14 protein-coding genes, 1 other RNA gene and 1 pseudogene are annotated in these 18,926 nt (G+C 60.7%); 11 read left to right on the top strand and 5 right to left on the bottom strand.

Going from position 1 to position 18,926, the window contains the following annotated elements:
* Positions 1-4: 4 nt before the first annotated feature.
* Both E4633_RS02735 and prmA read right to left on the bottom strand, forming a co-directional pair.
* Positions 5-745, bottom strand: coding sequence for a 16S rRNA (uracil(1498)-N(3))-methyltransferase (locus tag E4633_RS02735; RefSeq protein ID WP_135868729.1), 741 nt, complete (start codon positions 743-745; stop codon positions 5-7).
* 3 nt (positions 746-748) lie between these two features.
* Positions 749-1,669 (bottom strand): 50S ribosomal protein L11 methyltransferase, encoded by a 921-nt coding sequence (gene prmA / locus E4633_RS02730; RefSeq protein ID WP_135868728.1) that lies wholly within the window; start codon positions 1,667-1,669, stop codon positions 749-751.
* A gap of 270 nt (positions 1,670-1,939) precedes the next feature.
* Here prmA and E4633_RS02725 point away from each other — a divergent pair, with 270 nt between their 5' ends.
* The 3 genes from E4633_RS02725 (at position 1,940) to E4633_RS02715 (ending at position 5,008) form a co-directional block, all read left to right on the top strand.
* Positions 1,940-2,752, top strand: coding sequence for a pyruvate, water dikinase regulatory protein (locus E4633_RS02725; protein ID WP_135868727.1), 813 nt, complete (start codon positions 1,940-1,942; stop codon positions 2,750-2,752).
* A gap of 35 nt (positions 2,753-2,787) precedes the next feature.
* Positions 2,788-3,462, top strand: coding sequence for a response regulator transcription factor (locus tag E4633_RS02720; protein WP_129125324.1), 675 nt, complete (start codon positions 2,788-2,790; stop codon positions 3,460-3,462).
* Positions 3,463-3,628: 166 nt separating this feature from the next.
* Positions 3,629-5,008, top strand: coding sequence for a DegQ family serine endoprotease (locus tag E4633_RS02715; RefSeq protein WP_135868726.1), 1,380 nt, complete (start codon positions 3,629-3,631; stop codon positions 5,006-5,008).
* A 160-nt stretch (positions 5,009-5,168) separates the two neighbouring features.
* Here E4633_RS02715 and E4633_RS02710 read toward each other — a convergent pair whose 3' ends face one another.
* Together E4633_RS02710 and ssrS are read right to left on the bottom strand one after the other, a co-directional pair.
* Positions 5,169-6,167 (bottom strand): ribonuclease Z, encoded by a 999-nt coding sequence (locus tag E4633_RS02710; protein WP_135868725.1) that lies wholly within the window; start codon positions 6,165-6,167, stop codon positions 5,169-5,171.
* A gap of 137 nt (positions 6,168-6,304) precedes the next feature.
* Positions 6,305-6,487, bottom strand: a non-coding RNA gene (gene ssrS, locus E4633_RS02705) — 6S RNA.
* A 155-nt stretch (positions 6,488-6,642) separates the two neighbouring features.
* On the opposite strand from ssrS, the pseudogene E4633_RS20965 reads away from it, so the two are divergent.
* The 5 genes and pseudogenes from E4633_RS20965 to E4633_RS02675 all read left to right on the top strand — a co-directional run bounded on the left by E4633_RS20965 (position 6,643) and on the right by E4633_RS02675 (position 12,787).
* Positions 6,643-7,236: pseudogene (locus E4633_RS20965) on the top strand (DUF507 family protein).
* Between the two features lie 160 nt (positions 7,237-7,396).
* A complete protein-coding gene (groES, locus tag E4633_RS02690) occupies positions 7,397-7,687 on the top strand; it encodes a co-chaperone GroES (protein ID WP_012528687.1) in 291 nt (96 codons plus the stop codon).
* A gap of 62 nt (positions 7,688-7,749) precedes the next feature.
* Positions 7,750-9,393 (top strand): chaperonin GroEL, encoded by a 1,644-nt coding sequence (groL, locus tag E4633_RS02685; RefSeq protein ID WP_135868722.1) that lies wholly within the window; start codon positions 7,750-7,752, stop codon positions 9,391-9,393.
* Positions 9,394-9,648: 255 nt separating this feature from the next.
* Positions 9,649-11,334 (top strand): HEAT repeat domain-containing protein, encoded by a 1,686-nt coding sequence (locus E4633_RS02680; RefSeq protein WP_135868721.1) that lies wholly within the window; start codon positions 9,649-9,651, stop codon positions 11,332-11,334.
* Positions 11,335-11,350: 16 nt separating this feature from the next.
* The gene (locus tag E4633_RS02675; RefSeq protein WP_135868720.1) at positions 11,351-12,787 is read left to right on the top strand and encodes an HD-GYP domain-containing protein; all 1,437 of its coding nucleotides are present in this window, start codon (positions 11,351-11,353) and stop codon (positions 12,785-12,787) included.
* Here E4633_RS02675 and E4633_RS02670 read toward each other — a convergent pair whose 3' ends face one another.
* Positions 12,788-13,384, bottom strand: coding sequence for a hypothetical protein (locus E4633_RS02670; RefSeq protein ID WP_135868719.1), 597 nt, complete (start codon positions 13,382-13,384; stop codon positions 12,788-12,790). It lies immediately after the preceding gene.
* A gap of 358 nt (positions 13,385-13,742) precedes the next feature.
* Here E4633_RS02670 and E4633_RS02665 point away from each other — a divergent pair, with 358 nt between their 5' ends.
* The 3 genes from E4633_RS02665 (at position 13,743) to E4633_RS02655 (ending at position 18,924) form a co-directional block, all read left to right on the top strand.
* Positions 13,743-15,794 (top strand): serine protein kinase PrkA, encoded by a 2,052-nt coding sequence (locus E4633_RS02665; RefSeq protein WP_135868718.1) that lies wholly within the window; start codon positions 13,743-13,745, stop codon positions 15,792-15,794.
* 133 nt (positions 15,795-15,927) lie between these two features.
* Positions 15,928-17,289: a DUF444 family protein gene (locus tag E4633_RS02660; protein ID WP_135868717.1), complete on the top strand. Its 1,362-nt coding sequence runs from the start codon at positions 15,928-15,930 to the stop codon at positions 17,287-17,289.
* Positions 17,290-17,298: 9 nt separating this feature from the next.
* Positions 17,299-18,924 carry a SpoVR family protein gene (locus E4633_RS02655; RefSeq protein ID WP_135868716.1) on the top strand — a complete coding sequence of 542 codons (1,626 nt, stop codon included), beginning with the start codon at positions 17,299-17,301 and terminating at the stop codon, positions 18,922-18,924.
* Positions 18,925-18,926: the final 2 nt, after the last annotated feature.

Here is an 18,926-nt window from a genome sequence, read left to right as displayed (position 1 = left end):
TCTCTTACCTGATGTCGCCCCAGTGGAACTGCAGGATCGAGACCATGGCAAGCCCCGCGGTCTCGGTGCGCAGGATCCGCTTGCCGAGGGTGACCGGGGTGAAACCGCAGGCGAGCGCCTCCTTTACTTCCTCAGGGCTCAGCCCTCCCTCCGGGCCAACGACGATCGCCACGCTCTTTGGCTCAGTGTGACGGGCCAGTGTTTCCCTCAGCGTGTTCTCGTCCTCCCCTTCCCACAAGAGCAGCTTCACATCCTGCCGCGACTCCTTGAGCACTTCCTTCAGATTTCCGCCTATCGCGATTCTCGGTGCGGTACCACGCCCCGACTGCCGGGCCGCTTCCTGCACGATTTTCTCGAAACGCGCAAGTTTTCCTGCCGTCTTCTCGCCCCGAAATTTAACAATGGAGCGCGCGCCGTCGAAGGTGACCACCTCGGAGATGCCGAGCTCGGTGCACTTTTGCAGGATGAGGTCCAGCTTCTCCCCCTTCGGGAGCCCCTGGTAGAGGGTGATGCTGATGGCGGGTTCTTCTTCGGCAAGTGCGGCGCTCGCGGCGATGCGGACGGTGAGGGATTTTGCCCCCACCTCCGCGATGGTACCGCAGTGCCTCACCCCGCCGGCATCGATGAGCTCAACCTCGGCCCCTTCTTTGAGCCGCAGCACGCGGGCCATGTGCCGGTAGAGCTCACCGGTGACGACGGCTTCACCGTCACTGATGGCGTTGTCGCCCAGGAAAAAACTGCGCATCCGCTACTGAGATTTTCTCAGGGTGAGGCAGGACCACTCGGCCTCCCTGGGGTTTTCCACGAGGGTGAGCGAGGGAAAGCCGGCAAGGACGAACTCTTCCTTCTCGGTCAGGATACCGGAAAGGATGAGCCATCCGCTGGGAGCGACGCGGGAGATGAGCTGGTCGGAGAGGCGCACGAGTTCCTCGGCGAGGATGTTGGCGACCACCACGGGGTAGCTGCCCGGGAGCTTGCCAAGGTCCGTGGTGGACGCTGCCACCCGGTCGGCCACACCGTTCAGTTCGAGATTTTCCTGGGTGACGCGCACCGCCTCGGGGTCGATGTCGACGGCGGTAATGGCGCCGGCGCCGAGAAGGGCGGCGGCTATGCTGAGCACGCCGGAGCCGGTCCCGACGTCGAGAACGGGGGAGGGGAGCACGCCGCCGCAATGGTCGAGGGCGATCCGCTCCATCGACTCGAGGCACATCTTGGTCGTGGGATGGGCACCGGTGCCGAACGCCATGCCGGGGTCGATCTGGATCACCAAGTCGCCTGCCACCTCCTGATATTCCTCCCAGGTCGGTTTAATGACCAGACGCCTGCCGATACGGACCGGCTTGAAGTGCACCTTCCAGTTGTTGGCCCAGTCTTCGTTCTTGATGACGGTGACGACGGGGGGCTTGTAGACGTACCCCTCGAATTCGGGTCCGCGCGTGGCGAGGAACTGCTCCACCTTGATGCGCATGTCCTCCAGGGAGTCGTCGAGAGGGAGGTACCCTTTGACGGTTTTGATGCTGCTATCCTCGAGGGAATCGAGGGAAAAGGTATCGAGGTGCATGTTGTCGATGCCGACGCCGTTGCCGGTCAGTTCGACGAGGAAGTCCGCTAATGTGTCCACCATTTCGGCGGGGACGTCGCAGGCGATTTCGGCCCAGTCCGTGGTCATAATGAGTTTTTGTCTCCTTTGGGGTTTGCGAATGCCGGATTAAACTAGCAGAGAAATAAAGGAAATGGCAATGAAAACCTTGACATCCAAAAAAAGTCGGGCGTAATTATAATTAAAATTTTTCGGGCATGTGTCGATAAGAAAAATCGAGAAGCTTTTCCCATTAAATTTTAGTTTTGCCTAAAATGAAAAAACATGGTATATATCTAATGAATTTGGCTGGGCGGGCGGAAAGAACCCCGCAAGGCCGCGGATTTTGGGTGATTAAAGATGTATCACGTCTATTTACTTTCGGATGCAACGGGTGAGACGGTGGAGAGGGTGGCGCGGGCCGCGCTGACCCAATTCAAGGACGTGGACGTCCGGCTGCGCCGGGTCGGGCAGATCAGGAACCAGGAAGACATCCTGAAGGCTCTGGACGAGGTCGCCAAGACCCCCGGCATAATCTTCTACACCCTGGTCAACACGGAACTGGCGCAGTTCGTAAGAAACGAATGCGAGGCAAGGCAGCTCGATGCGGTGGACCTCATCACGCCGCTTCTCTTCAAGCTTGCCGAGTTTCTGGAAATGAGGCCGCAGAAACTTCCCGGCCTGCAGTACGAGATGAACTCGGAGTACTACCGCCGCATGGAGGCGGTTGATTTCACGGTAAAGCAGGACGACGGCCAGGAGCCGCGCAACCTGCACAAGGCCGACATCGTTCTGGTCGGGGTGTCCCGCTCCTCCAAAACGCCACTTTCCATGTACCTGGCGCACAAAGGGTACAAAGTGGCGAACGTCCCGATCATCCAGGGGATCGAACCGCCGCCGGAGCTGGAAGAAGTTGAGCCGGAGCGGGTGGTTGGCCTTATCATCAGCACCCAGCGGCTGGTAGACATCCGTTCGGCGCGCCTGAGAAACCTCAGGCAGAGCCCGCGCGGCAGTTACGCGGATTTCAGGCTGGTCGAAGAGGAGCTGGCGTACTGCCGGCGCTTTTACCGGGACCACCCCGCATGGCTGGTCATCGATGTAACCAACAAATCCGTTGAGGAGTCCGCGGCAGAGATCCTGAGCCGGCTCCATGGTGATATCAGGCACGATTAGAGGTCGACATATTTAACAAAGAGAGGGAAAACAACATGAAAATTCTGGTGGTTGAAGACGAGAAGAAGGTTGCCAGCTTCATAAAGCGCGGGCTCGAAGAAGAGCAGTACGAAGTCACCACCGCGGCGGACGGTGAAGAGGGGCTGAAACTTGCGCTGGAGAAGCCGTTCGACCTGATCGTGCTCGACTGGATGCTCCCGAAAAAGGACGGCCTGTCCGTTCTGAAGGAGCTCAGGGAGCGGAAGAACGTCACCCCGATCCTGATGCTGACCGCAAAGGACTCCGTAGAAGATATCGTGGCTGGTCTTGATTCCGGTTCCGACGACTACCTGACCAAGCCGTTCGCGTTCGCCGAGCTGCTCGCCCGCGTCCGTGCACTGATGAGGAGGAGCGAGCTCGACCGCGGTGCCGAGATTCGTTTCGCCGACCTGCGTCTCGACCCGGTAACCCACAAGGTGTGGCGCAAGGACAAGGAGATCGACCTTACCGCGAAGGAGTACGGCCTGCTCGAGTACTTCATGCGCAATCCGCATCAGGTGCTCACCAGGACCATGATCGCCGAGCACGTCTGGGACTACACCTTCGACAGCTTCACCAACATCATCGACGTCTACGTGAACTACCTGCGTAAGAAGATCGACCGCGACGCCGACAAGAAGCTCATCCACACCGTGAGGGGCGTAGGCTACATCCTCAAAGAAGAAGAATAAGCAGAGGCCGAAGGCACCTGTCCTGCTGAATAAAACGGACCTTTTCCAGTCGAAACACGACCGGGAGGGGTCCGTTTTTTCTTTGGAAGCGGTCGAGTGTCGGAAGTCTTGACAAAGTCCGGGAGCGGTATTAGCTTTACCCTACTCAAACCCTCAGGAGGTAGCCATGCAGGCAGCAATCGTAGCAAGATTCCTGGTGTTAAGCTTATTCCTCTCTTCCCTTTTCTCCGCAGTCGCGGGAGCCGCGACCCTAACCCCCGACTTTGCCAAGCTGGCCAAGAAACTAAAGCCGGCGGTAGTCAACATCAGCACTTCCAAAACGGTAGGCATGAAGAAGCACCCGAACGTAGGTCCAGGCGGTGACCCCTTCCAGGACTACTTCGAAAAGTTCTTCGAGACGCCCAGGCAGCACCCCTACAAACAAAGGAGCATGGGCTCCGGCTTCATCATCAGTGACGACGGTTACCTGATCACCAACAACCACGTGGTGAAAGACGCCGACGAGATCAAGGTGAAGCTTTCTGATGGCCGCGAATTCAAGGGCGAGGTTAAGGGACGCGACGACAAGCTCGACCTCGCACTGATAAAGATCGCCGCCAAGGGACACCTGCCGGTGGCACCTTTGGGGGATAGCGACAAGATCGAGGTCGGCGACTGGGTCATGGCGATCGGCAACCCCTTCGGTCTCGCGCAGACGGTGACCGCGGGGATCATCAGCGCGCAGGGGCGCGTCATCGGCAGCGGGCCCTATGACGACTTCATCCAGACCGACGCCTCGATCAACCCCGGCAACTCCGGCGGTCCCCTCTTCAACACCGACGGCGAGGTGATCGGGATCAACACCGCCATCGTCTCGGGCGGCCAGGGGATCGGTTTCGCCATCCCGATCAACATGGCCAAGGACATCCTGCCCCAGTTGAAGGAGAGCGGCAAAGTGACCCGCGGATGGCTCGGCGTGTCGGTGCAGCAGGTGACCCAGGATCTCGCCCAGTCCTTCGGTATGGAAGGGGAGGCGGGGGCGCTTGTTGCCGAGGTGATCAAGGACAGCCCCGCCGAGAAGGCCGGTGTCAAGGGTGGGGACATCATCCTCGAGTACGACGGTCACCACATCAAGGAGATGAGCGAGCTGCCGCGCCGCGTTGCCGCAACGGCGGTGGGGAGAACGGTGAAGCTCGTGGTGCTGCGTGACGGCAAGCAGGTGCCGTTGCAGGTCACCATCGAGAAGTTGAAGGACGGCGAGGAGGAAGACGCCGCGGTGAGCGGCGACCGTCTCGGCCTCAAGGTGGCCGATCTCTCGGCGGAGCGTGCACAGCAGCTGAGGCTCCAGGGCGAGAAGGGGGTGCTTGTTACCGACGTCGATGCGGATAGCCTCGCCGAGCGTGCCGGCATCGCCGAGGGGGACGTGATCCGGGAGATCAACGGCGTCAAGGTCACCAGCGTGAAGGATTACAGCAAGGCTATTGCGGCCGTGAAGAAGGGTGGTTACCTGAAGATGCTGCTCAAAAGGGGCGACGCCTCCCTCTTCGTGGCTCTCAGGATCGATTAGGTATCGCGTTATTCATAAGTAGAAAAAGGGGGACCCGGTGTACCGGGGCCCCCTTTTTTGTTCGGCGCAGCGTGCGACTCTCACCCCCCCCAGGTTCTCTTCCGCCTTCGCGGACCGAAGCGTTTCGGCGCGAGGACCGGGGTGAGGGGGCGGGTTCGGGTCAGCTTCCGAAGGCCTCCGCCACTTCCCGACGCAGTTGCTCTTCGGCGCCCAGGTGTCGCGGGGAGAAGTGGAAGGGGATCACGCGTGCCGCACCCGCCTCGCGTGCGAGCGTTCCGGCCTGCCTGGCGGTCAGGTGCGCCCGCTCGCGTGCCCTTTCGTGGTCGGCATCGAGAAAAACCGCCTCGATGAAAAAGTAGTCGGCCCTGCGTGCCAGTTTCACGATGCGGCGCCGGTTTTCCGGCGTGTATGCGGTATCGGTCACGTAGGCGATCTTCTCTCCCGGGACTACTTGCAGTACCTGCTCCTTCAACTCGTCGAGGGAGAGCTCGCGCAACTTGCCTTCGGGTCCCGTCACCTTGAACACGGTATCGTCCGGCGCGCCGCGCAACACGGCGCGCTTCACCTCGGAGAGCCACGCGCCCACGGGCAGGCCGAGTGCGGCAAGCTTGTTCTTCATGAAGTTCACGTGCAGCTTCTCCTCGAAGGCGTAGCCGAGGCAGGGGATGCTGTGCTCCAGAAAGGTGACGGTGAGCCTCAGGTTCTCCTCCTCGTGGACGACTCCGTCCCGGAACGTGAACTCTTCCTCTTCTTCCCGCGTGAAAACGCGCCGTGAGCTGAAGCGGGCGCGTCGCGCCCGCCCTTCGGGATGCAGTTCGATCACGGTGATGACGAACTCGGTCGGGTAACTCTGGATCAGGTTCCAACTGTAGGAGGCGAGCCGGTGCTCGACCTGGCTCAGGATGCCGGGCGGCCCGAAGAGGCGCAGCTTCATATCCCGGCCGAGCATGATGCGCAGCATCAGATCGAAGCCGATGAAGTGGTCGATGTGGGTGTGGGAGATACAGACGTCGGTAAGCCGGAGAATCTTCCGGGCGCCGAGGGAGGCGATCTCGCCCAGGTCGAAGAGGAGTGCACGCCGGGCGAACTGGAAGTCGACGTAGACACCGGGGTCGCCAAAGGGTGGGTTGACGAGCCTGGGGAGGAAGTGGGGAGTCATGCGGCCTCCTTAACAGCCGTTCTACGTTTTGCGTTTTGTCGACGACGGGAGGCGGAGCAACTCCTGCTATATATCCATATGGGGCTTAGTGCAAGACGAAAAAAGGGGATCCGTTTCCGGATCCCCTCAGTGCTACAGCTCTCTCCGCCTTGTCGTTTGGTTGGGGGGGCCTCACAGCGAGTTCCCATTCAGGTGGGCTCCTGTAGGTCGCTTTAGGCAATTCCCGCGCAATGGGGCAGCTCACCACGACCGAAACAGGCTCCCGTACAATAAATTATTCCGCAGGGGCGTTAATAACCTCACGGACAACGCAGAGAGAGCGAGTAAGTGGCTGTATTGTAGCGTTGCCCCAATGTGAAATCAACATTGTTTTCTTTAATGTGAATCGCTGACCCTCGGGCCCCAAAAGTGTTGCAATTTTGCCCGGTTGACGTAGAATGCGCCGAACGAAATATCCTCATAAATGGGAGGGAAGATGCGTCTAAAAGAGGAGCAGGTCGCACGTCTGGCGGAGAAGGTTCTGGGCGATTTGGAACGAGCCCAACTTGTGGAGCAAAAGCAGGGGCGCAGCGCCGTGCTCACCGCCATCAAAGCGGCCATCGCGCAGGATCTGAAGCGGGAAGAGGACCTGGAGCGCGACGCGGAGGCGCTTCTCGAACAGACCCTGAAGGCGACGGGAGGGGCGGGGATCGATCGGCACAAGATGCTGAGGATGATCAAGGACAAGCTGGCCAAGGAGAGGAAGATCGTCCTGTGATAACCGTCCCGGCAGGTAAAGCAGACCAAGGAGCTCACCATGCACATCTCTGAAGACCGCATCTCGCACATAGCCCACAAGATATACGACAAGCTCTACAACGACGACCTGGCCGATTTCCCGGACGAGCGGCGCGCCTTGGAAGCGATCAAGGGGTCCATCGAGGGGTTCTTCTCCATCATGGAACAGGTGGACCAGGCGGTGCGCGCGAAGCTCTCCTCCTACAGCCAGGCCAAGGTTCCCGGAAGCCGGGAATGGGAGATCCTGTACCAGAAGTTTTACGCGGAGGAACTGGCGAAAAGGAAGTGGTGACGCGGGTATAACACGCGGAAAAATAATTTGGAGAGCGCCCTTGATTTTTGAGGGCATGCTGTTTATATTTAGCAGGTCTTTAGCACTCAGTAGTTTTGAGTGCTAATATTTTTTTCAATATCAAGAGATCATATGCATCTCAAGAAAGGAGAGGAAAAGCATGAATCTTAGACCGCTGCAGGACCGTATCATCGTGAAGAGGGTTGAGGAAGCTACCATGACCGCCGGTGGGCTTTACATCCCGGAGACCGCCAAGGAAAAGCCGCAGCAGGGCGAAGTCGTGGCAGTCGGCAACGGGAAGAGGGGCGAGGACGGCAAGGTGTACCCGATCGATCTCAAGGTGGGCGACAAGGTGCTGTTCGGCAAGTACGCAGGGAGCGAGGTGAAGCTCGAGGGGGAGGATTTCCTAATCATGCGCGAGGACGACATCCTCGGCGTCGTCGAGAAGTAATTCCTGCCAGCTCGCGCCATCACGCGCATCGCGATTCATAAAATTCAAGGAGGATATATACAATGGCAGCAAAGATCATCAAGTTCGACCAGGAAGCACGCAACTGCATCCTCAAAGGCGTCAACACCCTGGCAGATGCCGTTAAGGTGACCCTGGGCCCGAAGGGGCGCAACGTCGTCATCGAGAAGTCCTACGGTGCACCGCTCATCACCAAGGACGGCGTGACCGTCGCCAAAGAGATCGAGCTGGAAGACAAGTTCGAGAACATGGGCGCGCAGCTGGTGAAGGAAGTCGCCTCCAAGACCTCCGACGTCGCCGGTGACGGCACCACCACCGCAACCGTTCTCGCCCAGGCCATCTACCGCCAGGGCGCCAAGCTGGTCGCTGCCGGCCACAACCCGATGGAGATCAAGCGCGGTCTTGACCAGGCCGTGGAAGCGCTGGTAGCCGAGCTGAAGAGCATCTCCAAGCCGATCAAGGACCACAAGGAAATCGCACAGGTCGGCACCATCTCCGCCAACAACGACAAGACCATCGGCGACATCATCGCCGAGGCCATGGAGAAGGTCGGCAAGGAAGGGGTCATCACCGTCGAGGAAGCCAAAGCGATGGAGACCACCCTTGAGACCGTCGAGGGCATGCAGTTCGACCGCGGCTACCTCTCCCCGTATTTCGTGACTGATCCGGAGCGCATGGAAGCGGCCATGGACAACGTCGCGATCCTGATCCACGACAAGAAGATCTCCAACATGAAGGATCTCCTCCCGGTTCTCGAGCAGACCGCCAAGTCCGGCCGTCCGCTGCTGATCATCGCCGAGGACATCGAGGGCGAGGCGCTAGCCACCCTGGTGGTCAACAAGCTGCGCGGCGTTCTGAACGTCTGCGCCGTCAAGGCTCCGGGCTTCGGCGACCGCAGGAAAGCGATGCTCGAAGACATCGCCATCCTCACCGGCGGCAAGGTCATCTCCGAGGAAGTCGGCTTCAGGCTCGAGAACACCACCCTCGACATGCTCGGCCAGGCTAAGAAGATCACCGTCGACAAGGACAACACCACCATCATCGACGGCTACGGTGTCGAGGCGGACATCCAGGGGCGCGTGAAGATGATCCGTGCCCAGATCGAGGAGACCTCCTCCGACTACGACCGCGAGAAGCTCCAGGAGCGTCTGGCGAAACTGGTAGGCGGCGTCGCCGTGATCAAGGTCGGTGCGGCTACCGAGATCGAGATGAAGGAGAAGAAGGCACGCGTCGAGGACGCTCTTCACGCGACCCGCGCGGCAGTCGACGAGGGCATCGTCCCTGGCGGCGGCGTGGCTTACCTGCGCGCCCTCAAGGTGCTGGACAACCTCAAACTCGCCCCCGAGCAGCAGTTCGGCGTGAACGTGATCAAGCGTGCCCTCGAGGAGCCGATCCGTCAGATCGCCCAGAACGCGGGCGTCGACGGCTCCATCGTGGTCGACAAGGTTAAAAACGGCCAGGAGGCATTCGGCTACAACGCGGCCGAAGACGTTTACGTCGACATGATCCAGGCCGGTATCATCGACCCGACCAAGGTCTCCAGGAGCGCGCTGCAGAACGCCGCTTCCGTGGCCGGTCTCATGATGACCACCGAGGCCATGATCGCCGACAAGCCGAGGGAAGAGCCGGCAATGCCGGCGATGCCGGGCGGCATGGGCGGTATGGGCGGCATGGGCGGCATGATGTAATAAAAGCCGCAACGTGGCAGTAAAGGGGGGGGTGACCGCAAGGTTGTCCCCCCTTTTTTTTACCCGGTCGACGACAGCCTCTGGCTGGTCCCTCTCCCGCTTTCGAGCAGGAGCCTCCCCTTTGCACCTTTTCCGCGTTTTTCATGAGAACGTCGTCTTTACATGCCCCCCTCCCGCCGCGTATACTACCCGGGGCAAAGATGAGAACGACTCAGGCCGGACACACATGAGGTACGGCAGCCGCCGGGGAAGGGCATGACGCAAGAGACGCTGCAACAAGAAGACACCATAGGCAAGGAGGAGCACGCCTCGGTGGTGCAGATCATCCAGACCATGGTGAAGACCTCCAAGGCGCTCAGGATCTATCTGCCGAACAACCCGGTCCTCATCGGGTTCATCTCCGAACTCGGCACCAGGATGACGGTGCATCTCGCGCGTTACGGCGAGCTGAGCCTGGAGGTCGACCCTTTCGCCCTTCGCTGCCAGGGCGCCAAGGTGTACGAGAACACCGATCCCAAGGAGAGCATTGCGAGTCGCCTCTACGCCGACGGCATAAGGGCCCTGTTCTTCGACCAGGGGGTGCAGAGTGCGGAGCTCACCGCCTTCCTCGGGATCGCCGGCTTCGACCGCCTGAGTCACGACGACGATATCGTCACCCGGCTCTGGGAGCGTAACCTCCAGCACATAGGCTACCTGACCGAGGAGGATTTCCGTGAGGGTGCTCCGGCCGAGGATTCCGGCACATCCGGTGACCAGCGCGAGGCCCTGGAGCGCATCCGCCAGGCGCTCCTGGAACAGCCCCCTCCCGCACCGAGGATGATACCGAAGCATCTCCTCATGCTGAACGCCGACGAGGAGAAATGGCTGCAGGGGGCACTGGAAGCCGAGGGGCGTTGCAACGGACTTGACGACGTCATCGGCGTCCTGGCCGCGACGGTGGCGGGGACCCGGGACCCCGAACTCTACCGCGACTTCATCTCCATGATGGAAACCCTTGCCGTCACCTTGCTCCTGGGCGGCGACATGGGGCATGCCCTGAAGCTGGTTCGATTCCTCGATCGGATGCGGCAGCGCAGCGGTATCACAGAAGAACAGCGGGCCCCGCTCGAAGCGGCGCTTGCCGCGGTCCTCTCCGACGCGACGGTCCAGACGCTGCAGGTCGCCCTGGACACCACCGATGCCCGGACCGGTTACGGCGAACTGAAGGAGCTGCTCCTTATTCTTGGGCTCCCTGCCCTCGGGCCGATCTGTGAACTGCTCGGAAGGGTGGAAAAGCTCAAGGTGCGCAAGCTGCTGATCGAGGTACTGGTCGAACTCGGGCGCGAGGATCCCGCGGTCTTCCGCCCCTTCTTGAGCGACCCGCGCTGGTACCTGGTACGGAACCTCGTTTTGATCCTCTCCCTGATCGGGACACCCGAGGCGCTCAGGATGATCCTCGGGCTCACCTCGAACCGGGAGGCGCGCATCCGGCGCGAGGTGCTTGGTTTTCTTGAACGCACCGACGACGAAAAGTCCAAGCCGTACATCCTCAAGTACCTGCGCGACGAGTCAAGCGCGTTGCGCATCAAGGCGCTCCAGGTGCTGGCGCGTGAGCGGCTACCCTTCGCCTTGAAACCGATCGTAGCCCTGGCCGCGGCCGACGATTTCCAGGAGCGTCCTTTCCCGGAGCGGATGGCGGTATGCCAGTCACTTGGCGAGCTGGGGCAGGAGCGTGCCATCCCGATGCTGCGCGAGCTGCTCATGAAACGCTATTGGTTCAACAAAGGGAACGAAAAGGAGGCGGTGCAGCTCGCCCTGGCTGGGCTTGCGCGCGTCAACGGTTCCGCTGTCCTCCCCCTTCTGGAGGAGGCGCGCAGCCAGAAAAGAGGGGGGGAGTTGCGCGAGCTTATCGACCAGGCGGTGAGCGAAGCAAGGGCGGCCAAGGCCGGGAGAAAGAGATGAGGGGGAGCGCGTGGTCGTGAGCGTCGAGACAGACCGGGAACGTCTGGGAGCTGAAATGGCGCGGCTGGGAAAAACCCTGGTCTCGCACCTCTTCGTCCTTTTGAAGAATTGCGCCAACTACAGCCCGGGGCACGCGGCCGTCCTGCAGCGGGTGACGAACCTGCTTGCGGTGGTGCGGGAGATTGCCGGGAGAAGCGAGGACGCCTCTCTCCAGCTGACCGGAGCGCATCTGTACCTGGGCGAGTTGCGGCTGAAGCCGGACATCGCGAGTTTCGAGGGGCCCCGCTACATCATCGAGCTCATGCAGCGCCACCAACTCGGGAGAATCACCTTCGCTCCCGAGGTGAGCGCGGAGGACGTGCAGCATCTCGCGTACCTGTTGCGTGAGCCGGAAGCCGGCGACGACCCGCACCAGCGGTTCCTAGATGCCGTCAAAGAGCGGGGGATCACCGGGCTGGAGTTCGATATCCTGCGTGCGGAAGAGGTGCTGACCATCTCGACGCGGCAGCGCCGGGTGAGGGGCGGTGGACACACGGCTCGCCCGTTGTACCGAAAACTCCTGGTGACGATGGATGAGGTCGCGGCGGAGGTGGCTTCCGGGCGCCGTCTGCGACTTAGGGAATCGAAGCGCGTGGTGCAGCAGGTGATCGACCTCCTCTACACCCACGAGGCCGACCTCCTGGGGCTGAGCACGATGCGTTCCCACGACCGCTCCACCCAGCACCACGCCGCCAACGTCTGCATCCTCTCCCTCGTGATGGGCAAGCGCCTCGGCATGAACAAGTTCCATCTCTACGAACTGGGGCTTGCCGCGCTCTTCCATGACATCGGGTACTGCGATCTGCCGCCGGAGTTGCTGGACAAGCCAGGGGAGCTTACCGCCGAGGAGCGGGAGGTGATGGAACGGCATCCCCTGTACGGGGCGAGGAAGGTGATGAACCTGAAGGGGCTCGACGATCTTTCCGCCCGCATCATCACCGGGATCTTCGAGCACCACCTGATGGCGGATTTCTCGGGCTACCCGCGGGTCGGGTACCGGAAGCTGGGGCTTTTGGGGCGCATCATCAGCATCGCGGACAGCTACGACGGCCTTACCTCATCGCGGGTGAGCGGCAGGAACGCCTATCCACCCCACAAGGCGCTCAGGGTGATGCTTTCCCAGAGCGGGAGATCCTACGATCAGGCGCTCTTGAAACTCTTCGTCGGCTGCGTCGGCATCCACCCGGTCGGCTCGCTCCTGCTGCTCGACGCCGGCGAACTGGCCGTGGTGGTCGGCAACAGCGAGGACCCGGCGCAGTGGGACAACCCGCTCGTGCGTATCATCGCCGATAGCAGCGGTGAGTGGGTGGAGGGGGGAGAGGTGGTCGCTCTTGGCTCCCCCGGCTCCCCCCAGGCCGTTACCGCAACGCTCGACGCCTACCACTACGACCTGGACGTGAGCAGGTTTTTCTAGCTAGTCGTAGACAACAACCAGCTTCGGAGGCGTTAAGTTCGATTCGCTGAGCTCCACCAGCCCCTGGACGGCGAAGTCGCGGTTCTCCAGAACGCGGAGCTGTAAGTCGTCGAAACCGCGCCTCTGGGCCTCGCGCATCAGGGACGTGACGTTGAAGGATACCTGATTGAAAGCGTTTGGGGCCGGCAGGGTGTACAGGGACGAGGCGTAAATGGTGAGTCCCTCCTCGTAGTAAGACGGAAGTAGCCCGGACGACGGCTGGAAGGAAACCAACTCCATTTCCAGCGGGATGTTGTCGGTAGGCGGAACGAGCGTAAAGGTCAACGTAGCCGAATGTATGTAGGCATCCAAGGGTATGGTATTCAGCGGAAAACTCAGGAATCCCCGGTACTCTCCGGTGCTGGTCACCCCGGTCAAAACGGTTGCCCCCTGCGTAACCGTGCGAGGATCTCCGTTGAGCGGCTCAAAAATGTCCCCGTCGACGTTCAAATCGCTCTCAATGGTCGTTTCCAATACCGGCCTGTCGCTTCCGCCACCGCATCCTGCCAGTGCGACAAGCACAGCCGCCAGCACCAGCCATAAAATCTTCCTCTTCATGTAGACCTCCTTTTCTTCATCCCAATTAGAGTCCCCCCCCAGGCGGAACACGCAAAATCCTACCAGACGAAACGGAAAATAAAAGACGACGCCGGGGTATCCACCGGCAGTTTTTGGTTTTACGGGGCAGCTTGCACAAACCTCAATGCCGGGTACAATACCTTGGCTAAATTCTAATGTAAACGCCGAAGTGCAGGCATTAACGGCGCGACGGGGAACTGCCGCGCCGCCGCTTGCCTCCCCGGAGCCTCTCTCCCAAAGACTTTGCAAAAGTAAAGGGGGCGGGCGTATAATTTTTTTGGATATCAAAATCAATTAAAACAGAAAAACCGCAGTTTAATAACACGCGGAGGGAACCATGACAGCGAAGAACGAAACGCTCCGTCAGCACCTGGCCGCCGTCAAGGCGGGAGAAAGGGTATTCGAAAACGCCTTCCAGGGGATCATCCGGATGATCCTGGAGCCGGGGTTCGAGAAGGTCGTCGTGAACGGCAAGACGACCTACGACTTCAACATCTTCCGGACCGGGCGCAAGCACACCATCGGCATGTACGACGAGATCAACAGCTTCGTCTCCTTTGTGAAGGACGCGGCCGAAGGGGGCTCCAGCAAGGAGATGGCGTTCGTGCTGGTGGGGGAACCTGGCAACGGCAAGACCTTCTTCGTGGAGTTTCTCTGCGGCAAGTACCGCAACTTCCTGCAAGGTCGCAACCGCAAGTACAGCTTCAGGTTCCTGAACATGGACCAGATGGGGAACTACGGCCGTATCCGGGAGATCGACTCGGAGACGTACGAGGATCCCATGATCCTTGCCATGAACCTCTTCGAGGACCCGGAGGAGAGCCGCCGCTTCATCGGCGAGCAGGGGTTCTCTGAGGTCGAACTGGACAACCTGTACCGGAACTACCGGCCGCTTGGCGCAAGTACCGGCTACATCCTGAACGAAATCCGGATGCATCACGATAACGATATCGAGAAGGTGCTCGACTCGATTGCGGTGCTCCCTGTCCCGATGAGCGAGAGCCTCGGCACGCTGACCGGCAAGTACCCGGCCAAGGACAAGATCACCTCTTCGGCGGTCGACCTCCTGGGCGAGGAGTCGATACAGCGCCTCTTGCACCTCTCCGACACCAACAACCCATACCGCTTCGACCTGCGCCGCGGTGCACTCGCCCGCGTGGCCGGTGGCGGCATCCACTTCTCGGACGAGATCTTCAAGAACAAGAAGGACTTGGTACAGGTTTACCTAGGCGTGATCCAGAACCGCGCCATCGAGATCGACGGGTACAAGTGGCCGATCGATTCCATGATCATCGCGACGAGTAACAACTCCGAGTTCAACCGGTTCCTCGCCGAGAAGGAGGAGGCGCCGATCGTCGACCGCTGCCGCATCTGCTACGTCTCTCACAACACCAATTACCGGATGCAGGAAGGGCTCACCGCCTACGCCATCGGTGGCGAGTCGAAAACCACCCTCACCAAGGAGGAGCTGCACCAGGACCCGAACCTGAACTACGCGGCCTCGGTGGGTGTCGTCCTGACCAGGCTCCCGAGATCGGAGAAACTCACACCGATCGAGACCATGAAGCTCGCCGCGGGCGAGGTGGCCGGCGAGAAGAGCATCAAGGCGCTCGCCGAGGTGATCGACACCTTGGGGCAGGAGCCGGACATCACCAAGCGCTTCGGGCAGCGCGGGCTCGGGCACCGCAGCCTCGGGAGGAGCATCCAGATTTTGAAGGAGAGCTCTGAGACCAACGAGGGGCGCTGCATGGTCGCCTACGACGTCTTCAAGAGCCTCGAACGGGTGGTGCTCGACTACGTGGTTGAGCCGAACGAGCGGGCCAAGTACCTGGAAGACCTTAAGACCGGGAAGAAGCTCTACCGCGAACGGATCATGACCGAGATGTTCAACGCTTACATGGACGAGCCCTTCGCGATCAAGAAGGACGTACAGAACTACGTCAACATGATAATCGGCATCGACGCCGAGAACCTGGGGCCTGACCGGATGTGGAAGTACAAAGACCCGCAGACCGGCGAGCTGAAGGCCCTGAAGATCGACGAACGCTACGTGAAGAGCGTCGAGGAGCGCATCGGCCTCAAGACCGAGGAACAGCGCGCCTCGTTCCGGACCTCGATCAGGAAGATCTACGGCCAGAAGATCTCGGTAGACCCGAGCTACGACTTCATGGACAACCTGGAGCTCGTGAAGGCGGTCACCGACGTGCGGCTCAAATCCGACATCGCCGGGGCGGGAAGCCTTATCGGGGCGCTGGCCAACCGGACCAACGAGGAGAACCAGAAGCTCTACGACAGGATGATCGTCACCATGCTGGGAAAACTCGGCTACTGCCGCACCTGCGCCCAGAAGACCATCGAGTACTTCTGCACCCAGGAGGATGAAAGCTAGCTCGGGCGTTGCCACGAAGAGACGAACTGGAGGGGTGACGCCCTCACCCCTGCCCCTCTCCCGAAGGGCGAGGGGATGCACGCAAAGTGGGCCGAATGATCATTCGCCCGCCTTTTAAAAGGCCGATGACGCCATGAAAGATCCTCAAAAATACCTCGAAGAGCTGAAGGCCAAGGGGCTCGAGCCGGAGCGCGAGGAGCGCTTCAGGGAGGAGCTGCGCGTGACGAGGGAGTTCCCCTCCGGCCGCGGGCACGGTCCTTTCCCGGACTTCTCCCGCAGTCTCTACGCTTGGCAGGACCTCTCTGTCCTCATGGGGCAGGAGCGGGTGCCGAACCCTTACCAGCTCCACATGAAGGCACTCGACGAGCTTCTGGAAAGGGACCGGCAGCGCGAAAAGGACGGCTTCCCCCGGAAGATCCGGGTGGGGCGGCTCATCAAGCCGGGCAAGGCGGGTAAAGGTAAGATCGTCGTCGTCCCCTCGACGGAGGAGGAGAAGTTCCTTCACGACCCGACCATTCGCCCTCCTGGCGAGGGGGGCTCCACCGGGGGCTCCGGCAAGGGTGAGGAAGGGGAGGTCATCGGCGAGCAGAAGGTGCGCGAGACCGGTGAGGAGCCGGGGCAGGGGCCCGGGCAGGGCGAGGGGGAGGCCCATGAGATGGGCGCCTCGGCCTACGAGCTCGGGCGTGTGCTCACCGAACAGTTCCAGCTCCCGAACCTGAAGGAGAAAGGGAAGAAGCGCTCCTTTACCCGCTACATTTACGATCTCACCGACCGCAACCGCGGCTCGGGCCAGGTGCTGGACAAGAAGGCGACGCTGAGAAAGATCGTCGAGACCAACATCTCGCTCGGCAATCTGCCGGACCCGGCCGATCTCGATCCCACCCGTTTCCTGATCTCGCCGCGGGACAAGGTCTACCGCATCTTCTCGCAGGAGAAGGATTACGAGCCCCAGGCCATGGTTTTCTTCCTGCGCGACTACTCAGGTTCCATGGCGGGCAAGGTGACCGAGCTCGTGGCAACCCAGCACGTGATGATCTACAGCTGGCTTTTGTACCAGTACGCGGGGCAGGTGGAGTCCCGTTTTATCCTGCACGACACCGAGGCGAAGGAGGTGCCGGACTTCGACACCTATTACAATTCGCGCGTAGCAGGGGGGACCGAGGTGGCGAGCGCGTACCGCCTGGTGAACGAGATCGTGGAGAAGGAGAATCTCGCAGCCGACTACAATATCTACGTTTTCCACGGTACCGACGGAGACGACTGGGACACCGGCGGCGACAAGTCGATTCCCGAGCTGGTTAAGATCCTCAGCTACGTAAGCCGCATGGGGGTCACCATCGCCGAGCACGCCGGGACGCAGTGGACCGAGGTGGCGCGCTACCTCGAGAACTCCGGGCTTTTGCGGGACAAGCCCGATCTTTTGCGCATGGACATCATGCACGAGGACGCCGAGGAGGCACGAGTCATCGAGGGGATCAAGAGGCTCATCTCGTAAGAGGCAGTCATGGAACTCATCAACCAACATACCAAAGCGATCATGGAAGGGTGCAAGGAGAGGGCGCGGGCCGCCGGGCTCACCTTCACCGACGAGAGCCTCGAGTACATCGTCACGAACCGCGACCTGATCGAGCTCTCCCCTAAGGTAATGATCCCGACGCTCTACGACTACTGGGTGCACGACGTCGAGGTGCTCCGGGGCAAGGGGGAGTACGAGCTCTACCCGCACAACCCCTACGAGACGGTGATCAACACCCGTCCCCCCATCTCCTTCTACAACGACAACAACCCGGATTGGCTGAACGTGATGATCTTCTATCACGTGCTCGGACACATCGACTTCTTCCAGAACAACCTCTACTTCCGCCACACCTGGGAGTACGACTTTACCGGCCAGGCCCTTTCGGACAAACGGGTCATCGCGAAGCTGAGGGCCGAGAAGGGACGCTGGGTCGACTACATCCTGGAATTTGCCCGCTCCATCGACAACCTGGTGGCCTACCACGACGAGCTCTCACCGCTCTTCGCGGCGCCGGAAGCGGCCACCTCTAGTCGGCTCGACTACTACTTCGACGTCTTCCTCCAGGTGGAGAAAAAACTTCCGGTGGGGGACTACCTGAAGGAGGTGGCGCGTTACAACGACGCCATCGCCCAGAACAGGGAGGAAGGTGAGCGCATCTTTTTCGCCGAGGTGACCGCTAAGTACCCGGAAATGGAAGCGCATTTCGCCAAGTCGCAAAACGTTAAAAAAGTGGAACGCCGTGACCTCATGAAGTTCCTGATCGAGAACTCCGAGTTCCTCGCCCGCGACGAGAACCAGTGGATGCGCAGCGTGCTAGAGGTGGTGAGAAAGACTTCGATCTTCTTCCAGCCGCAGATCCGCACCAAGATCATGAACGAGGGGTGGGCGAGCTACTGGCACGAGAAGCTCTTCCTTGTGGACGACCGCATCAAGGGACACGAGGTGGACTTCGCCCGCGTCCACGCCGGGGTCACCTCGATGCCGCGGGTGGGGATGAACCCGTATGCGCTCGGCATGCGCCTCATGTACCAGCTGAAGGAGTCGGGGGACAAGGGGAAGACCGGCTACGAGTTCAACCGTCTCTCGGACCGCGAAAAGAGGCGGCACTTCGACACCGAAGCCGGCAAGGGGGAAGAGTACCTCTTCAAGATCAGAAGCAACTACTGCGATTACCTTTTCATCAAGGACTTCGTGGACCAGGACTTCACCGACCGCTATGACCTTTTCGTGACCGGAAAGAGGCTCGACCCGCAGCGCATGGTCTGGCAGTACTACGTGAAGAGCCGGGACGCCAAGGAGTATCGCGACATGGTGCTCGCCTCGCTCTACCATCCCCCCCACATCGAGATCGCGCCGGAACGTGGCGAGGAGGGGAGCCTGTACCTGGTGCACCACTTCGAGGGGAAGCAGCTCGTCTCCGAGTACATCGCCAACACCATGGTCGGGATCGAATACCTTTGGGGGGCGCCGGTGCAGCTCGAGACGAGCGAGGCGCACATCGAGCAGCCGCGCGGCGGCGCCGGGCGTGAAGGGGTGGAGGAAGCGGACATCACCTGGCAGCGTGTGGTCTACACCATGAAAGACAAGGTTCTCAGCCGGCAGATACTGTGACA

This window comes from Geomonas terrae (assembly GCF_004791675.1).
In the GTDB taxonomy this organism is placed as follows: Bacteria; Desulfobacterota; Desulfuromonadia; order Geobacterales; family Geobacteraceae; genus Geomonas; species Geomonas edaphica.
The sequence above is the reverse complement of the archived record's forward strand: the minus strand, read 5'-3'. Positions and strand labels throughout refer to the sequence as shown.

What these genes read in the sequence shown, in the direction of transcription:
- prmA (WP_135868728.1), bottom strand. Translation starts at nt 1,669, where the DNA reads ATGACCACGGACTGGGCCGAAATCGCCTGCGACGTCCCCGCCGAAATG.
- E4633_RS02665 (WP_135868718.1), top strand. Translation starts at nt 13,743, where the DNA reads ATGACAGCGAAGAACGAAACGCTCCGTCAGCACCTGGCCGCCGTCAAG.
- E4633_RS02655 (WP_135868716.1), top strand. Translation starts at nt 17,299, where the DNA reads ATGGAACTCATCAACCAACATACCAAAGCGATCATGGAAGGGTGCAAG.
- groES (WP_012528687.1), top strand. Translation starts at nt 7,397, where the DNA reads ATGAATCTTAGACCGCTGCAGGACCGTATCATCGTGAAGAGGGTTGAG.
- groL (WP_135868722.1), top strand. Translation starts at nt 7,750, where the DNA reads ATGGCAGCAAAGATCATCAAGTTCGACCAGGAAGCACGCAACTGCATC.
- E4633_RS02660 (WP_135868717.1), top strand. Translation starts at nt 15,928, where the DNA reads ATGAAAGATCCTCAAAAATACCTCGAAGAGCTGAAGGCCAAGGGGCTC.
- E4633_RS02670 (WP_135868719.1), bottom strand. Translation starts at nt 13,384, where the DNA reads ATGAAGAGGAAGATTTTATGGCTGGTGCTGGCGGCTGTGCTTGTCGCA.
- E4633_RS02715 (WP_135868726.1), top strand. Translation starts at nt 3,629, where the DNA reads ATGCAGGCAGCAATCGTAGCAAGATTCCTGGTGTTAAGCTTATTCCTC.
- E4633_RS02710 (WP_135868725.1), bottom strand. Translation starts at nt 6,167, where the DNA reads ATGACTCCCCACTTCCTCCCCAGGCTCGTCAACCCACCCTTTGGCGAC.
- E4633_RS02735 (WP_135868729.1), bottom strand. Translation starts at nt 745, where the DNA reads ATGCGCAGTTTTTTCCTGGGCGACAACGCCATCAGTGACGGTGAAGCC.
- E4633_RS02720 (WP_129125324.1), top strand. Translation starts at nt 2,788, where the DNA reads ATGAAAATTCTGGTGGTTGAAGACGAGAAGAAGGTTGCCAGCTTCATA.
- E4633_RS02725 (WP_135868727.1), top strand. Translation starts at nt 1,940, where the DNA reads ATGTATCACGTCTATTTACTTTCGGATGCAACGGGTGAGACGGTGGAG.
- E4633_RS02680 (WP_135868721.1), top strand. Translation starts at nt 9,649, where the DNA reads ATGACGCAAGAGACGCTGCAACAAGAAGACACCATAGGCAAGGAGGAG.